We start from the raw sequence: 4,502 nt of genomic DNA, 5'->3' as shown, positions 1-4,502 counted from the left end.
TCCACACGGTCCTGATCAGGAGGGTTCCGGCACCGCGGGCAACGGTGGTCACCGTGTTCCACACACTCGCCACACGATCCGACGCCCCTGAGCTGACCTATTCTCCCGGAACAGGCGGCATGTGGACCGCCCGAAAGGGGTCGCCAGACTGACAACGTCCACTGCGTCTTACCCGCCCGCTTCACCAGGCCCCGCAGGTACTTCGCCAGCTCGACGCTCTCGGGCGTCGCGTCCTTGTGAAACCCGCCGTATCAGCGTACGGACAGTCAGAACCCGCTGCTCCTCCCAGCAACGGCCACTGCAGCCACCACCAGCGAACCGGCCGACGCCGCCAAAGCGCCGACGCCGACGCTGGCGCTGGCGCCGCCCACCGCCGCCGCGGTGACGCCGCGCCCGCCTGGCGCCGCTGAACTGCCTCCGCTCCTTCCCGACATAATGGTGGCCCGGTCCGATGTCGGACCGAGCCACCATGCATGGCAGGAGCTGCTACGGCTCCGCGCCGCTCACCCGTTCCGCGCGTCGTCGGGGAACACGATGCCGCCGGAGTAGCCGGCCGGGCGCGGCACGACCGCCAGGCGCAGCATGCCGTTATCGAGCGGCTGGAGTGTCGCGGCGTGCAGGTGCCCGTCGGCGGTGCCCAAAGCGTCCGGCGCGAACGTGCCAGCGGGCAGATCGTAGGAGCCGCCCAGGTGCATCAGCAGCGCGACCAGCATGCCCAACGTCATGTCGCTCGCCTCCAGCTGCGCGGGAGAGACCTGCGATGCGCCTTGGACGGTGCGCGGGTAGATCGACACCGGGGTCTGCTTCCCGCCGTCGTACAGCTCCCAGCACCCCTCTCTCTGCCGCCAGACGAGCTCGCCGGGCCCTTCCTCGTCCTCATCCAGGAAGTCGTACGTCTCGCTGACGTACGCGTCAGCCGCGAACACCTGCGCCCTGGCCACGTCGGCGTACAGCGCGCTGCTGCCCTCCCAGGTCGGGTTGTCTTCCCACGACGCCTCGAAGACCACGCTGACCGTGGCGCCACTCATGCCTCTGCTCCGTCCATGCTGCGGGCCGCGCCCCAGGCCCGGCGATCCGTACGCTGCATCACGCCGACCCCTCCCCCGCGTCGCTGTCACTGGGGGTGCGCACCACCACGAACCCGATCCAGCTCGCCCTGTGGGACGGGAAGGGGCCGGTGGTCGTGTTCGCTACGTACGCCTCCCTGGTGGACCGCGAGGATTCGCGATCATGGACGAGGCTCACGGAACCGCTGGTGATCTTGGACGTCCGTGGGCGGCGATCCATGACAACGCCCGTATCCCGGCCGACTTCCGCCAGGACTCCGAGACCTACGGGCCGTGGCTGGCCGAGCTCGGACTCTCGGAAGCGATCGAGAAGGGCATCCTCGCGGGATTCGAGATCGACGTGCTGGAGATCCGCGACCCCTCCCCCGTGGTCGGGCTGTCGGAGGAGGCGCTGCGGGCCGGCGCCTGGCCCTGCTGCAGACTGCGCTCCTGGAGCACGCGGCAGCGTACAACCTGCGCACGGTCATGACTTTCCACCAGAAGGTGGAGGAGGCCGCCGCGTTCGCGGAGAAGCTGCCGAAGACCGCAGCCACCAACGCCTCCGACGACGACCTGGCGGCTGCGGACCGTCTGCCGAAATCTCGATCCAGGCGGAATTCTACGAGCTGGAGACCGGCCGCCGCGTCCCGCCGGACCGAGTGTGGTCGGCGTGGCTGTGCGGCGACCGCCTCGTGGCCGAACGCCGGGAGGTACTGCGGCAGTTCGCAGGCGGCATCGACGCCGCGGGCCGACACGTACACCGCGCCTTCCTCGCCAGCGTTCGCGCGCTCGGGGAAGTGGAAGCTGGCGCTTACGGGTGGTTTCATCCGGGCGTGCCCAAGTCCCTTGCATTGTCAGCTATTTGGTCCTTCCAACTTGCCAATCCCTTGACGATCCGTTCTTTGGGCGTTCAGTAGATCTTCTGTGGCCAGACTGTGTGCGCTTTCTACGGTCCATGAGGATTTCGAAGGAAGGGACTCATGGACACACTCCGCGCAGTCCGGGCTCGCGGGATCAGCAAGTGCTTCGGCGATGTCGTGGCACTCGACGGTGTCGACTTCGATGTGACGCAGGGGCAGATACATGGCCTCGTCGGACCCAACGGCGCCGGTAAGACGACACTTCTCGGCCTGCTCCTAGGCCTGGCCGTCGCCGACGGCGGCACACTCGAAATCCTCGGCACGCAGGTCGGGCGGGCCTTCGCCGCTCCCGACGGCGTCGCCGGGTTTGTCGACGGGCCGGGGCTCTACCCCTCGCTCACCGCCCGGCAGAACCTCGCCGCCCTCGCCCGACTTCGCGGTCAGGGCGAGGGGGCGGCCGACATCGACGACGTGCTCGCCCAGGTCGGGCTCCGTGACGTCGCCGATGACAAAGCACGCGGCTTCTCCCTCGGCATGCGGCAGCGGCTCGGCCTCGCCGCCGCCCTGCTCACCCGGCCCCGGCTGCTCATCCTCGACGAGCCCTCCAACGGGCTCGACCCGGCCGGTAAGCGGCAGGTGCACCAGGTGCTCAATCAGCTCGCCGTGGACGGGACGACGGTCATTCTCTCCAGCCATCGGATGGACGACTTGGAGGCGCTGTGCTCCGAGGTCACCATCCTCGCCACCGGCCGCGTCGTGTTCTGCGGGCCGCCCAGCAAGCTCGCCGCCGAGAACTGTGAACTCGACTACCGGCTGCGCACCTCCGACCCGAAGGCCGCCCGCCAACTCGCGGGCGAGATCGAGGGCGTTCGGATCGTCGACGACGTCACCGCCCGGCAGGACGACGAGCTGCTCGTCGTACGCGGAATGGTGCCCGCGCTCGACGAACTCGTCTCCGCGCTGGTGAAGTCGCAGGTCGCGGTGCGTGAACTCGCCCCCGTGGTCTCCCCGTTGGAGGCCGCCTTCCTCGCCCTGACCGATCAGCAAGAGCAGCAGGAGAGCGACCGATGACCGCGACCCTCGCCCCTGAGACGCCGGTCATCACCGCGGTCCCCGTATCCGTCAACCGCGGCTACTGCTTCGAGCTCGTCAAGCTCGTCTCCCAGTGGCGGATACGGCTCCTCGTCCTCGCCTGCTGGATCGTGCCCGCCGTCTTCGTCGTCGGCGTCTCCCAGCAGTCCACCCTGCCCGTCGACACCCTCTTCGGCCGCTGGATGCACGCCACCGGGTGGGCCGCGCCGCTGGTGATGCTCGGGTTCGCGGGGACCTGGGCGCTGCCGCTGCTGACCTCCGTGGTCGCCGGTGACGTCTTCGCCTCCGAGGACCGGCTGGGCACCTGGCGGCATCTGCTGGTGGCGGTGCGCTCGCCCCGCAGGATCTTCGTGGCCAAGGCGCTCGCCAGCCTCAGCGTCATCCTGTTGCTGGTCGCCGGACTCGCCGTCTCCAGCACGGTCGGTGGGCTCCTGACCGTCGGCAACCACCCCCTCGTAGGCCTCGACGGGCATCTGCTGTCGTCGGGCGACGCGGCCTGGCGGGTCCTGCTCGCCTGGGTCGCGGCCCTCGCGCCGACCCTGGCGCTCGCCGGGATCGGTCTGCTCGGCTCGATCGCGCTGGGCCGCTCCCCGATGGGACTGCTGCTGCCCGCGCTGGTCGCCATCGTCATGCAGGTCGCGCAGATGCTGCCACTGCCTGTGGCGGTGCGCCTGGCCCTGCCGGGTTTCGCCTTCATCTCCTGGAACGGCCTGTTCACCAGCCCGACCCAGCTCGCCCCGCTGCTGAGCGCCGTCGCGGTCAGCCTGGTGTGGGCGGTGCTCGCGACCGTGCTGGCGTATGTGCTGTTCCTGCGGCGGGACTTCACCAATCTCGCCTACGACGGTTCCGGGCGCCGCGCGCTCACCGTCGGGCTGCTGCCGCTGGCGGCGCTGACCGCACTCAGCGTCGCGGCAATAGCCGTATCCACATCTTCCATGGGTTCCGGGATCGAGCCGGGCAAGGTCCAGCGCTCCGTCGCCACGGCCTTCGCCCACCTCTATCGCATGCAGACCGACCAACTGCATCGCCCCGCTGTCACGGAGGCGCAACTGCGCACCACAGCGGCATGCGCCAAAAGCGCAGGCAAGGGAGCCCAGGAGGGCGCAGGCAACGACTGGCGGTGCGTCGTCAGTTGGCATCTGCCCGGCGTCGCAGTCACGGGGACGGCGATCTACCAGATCGACATCACCTCAGACGGGCGGTTCATGGCGGACGGTGACGGTCCCAAGGAAGTGAACGGCTACTTCCTGCTGCGGACTTCGACCGGAGACGCCCCAAATCCGCTCTGGCAGTTCGACGGCAACGTCGAACTGCTCGGCACCTCCTCGAAGGGATAATTTCCATGCAGGTTGCACGGCAGCGCCGCGTCCAGCAGAGGCAGCAGGTCAACCTCTTCGGCAGAATCGTCGGCCGTCGGTCCATGATGGTGACGGCGGGTATCGCGGTCGCCCTCGGCGTCACCGGTACGGCGGTCGCCTCGACGGCACAGTTCGGCACCGAGCAG

At 69.1% G+C, this 4,502-nt stretch carries 3 protein-coding genes and 1 pseudogene; 3 read left to right on the top strand and 1 reads right to left on the bottom strand.

Annotated features, from left to right (window positions below; translation table 11 throughout):
- Positions 1 to 503: 503 nt before the first annotated feature.
- Positions 504 to 1,028 (bottom strand): hypothetical protein, encoded by a 525-nt coding sequence (locus IEZ19_RS52455; RefSeq protein WP_229841723.1) that lies wholly within the window; start codon positions 1,026 to 1,028, stop codon positions 504 to 506.
- Positions 1,029 to 1,069: 41 nt separating this feature from the next.
- Between IEZ19_RS52455 and IEZ19_RS52450 the strand changes: the two are divergent.
- The 3 genes and pseudogenes from IEZ19_RS52450 to IEZ19_RS49150 form a co-directional block, all read left to right on the top strand.
- Positions 1,070 to 1,843: pseudogene (locus IEZ19_RS52450) on the top strand (DEAD/DEAH box helicase); the annotation flags it as partial.
- Between the two features lie 183 nt (positions 1,844 to 2,026).
- Positions 2,027 to 2,977, top strand: a complete 951-nt coding sequence (locus IEZ19_RS49155; protein WP_189317858.1) for an ABC transporter ATP-binding protein — start codon at positions 2,027 to 2,029, stop codon at positions 2,975 to 2,977.
- Entirely contained in the window at positions 2,974 to 4,335 is a 1,362-nt protein-coding gene (locus IEZ19_RS49150) for an ABC-2 transporter permease family protein (RefSeq protein ID WP_189317857.1), read from the top strand. The genes IEZ19_RS49155 and IEZ19_RS49150 overlap by 4 nt, the downstream gene beginning before the upstream one ends.
- Positions 4,336 to 4,502: the final 167 nt, after the last annotated feature.

It is taken from the genome of Streptomyces brasiliensis, assembly GCF_014647875.1.
Taxonomy (GTDB): domain Bacteria; phylum Actinomycetota; class Actinomycetes; order Streptomycetales; family Streptomycetaceae; genus Streptomyces; species Streptomyces brasiliensis.
This window is presented reverse-complemented; position numbering and strand designations above follow the sequence as displayed.

What these genes read in the sequence shown, in the direction of transcription:
- IEZ19_RS52455 (WP_229841723.1), bottom strand. Translation starts at nt 1,028, where the DNA reads ATGAGTGGCGCCACGGTCAGCGTGGTCTTCGAGGCGTCGTGGGAAGAC.
- IEZ19_RS49155 (WP_189317858.1), top strand. Translation starts at nt 2,027, where the DNA reads ATGGACACACTCCGCGCAGTCCGGGCTCGCGGGATCAGCAAGTGCTTC.
- IEZ19_RS49150 (WP_189317857.1), top strand. Translation starts at nt 2,974, where the DNA reads ATGACCGCGACCCTCGCCCCTGAGACGCCGGTCATCACCGCGGTCCCC.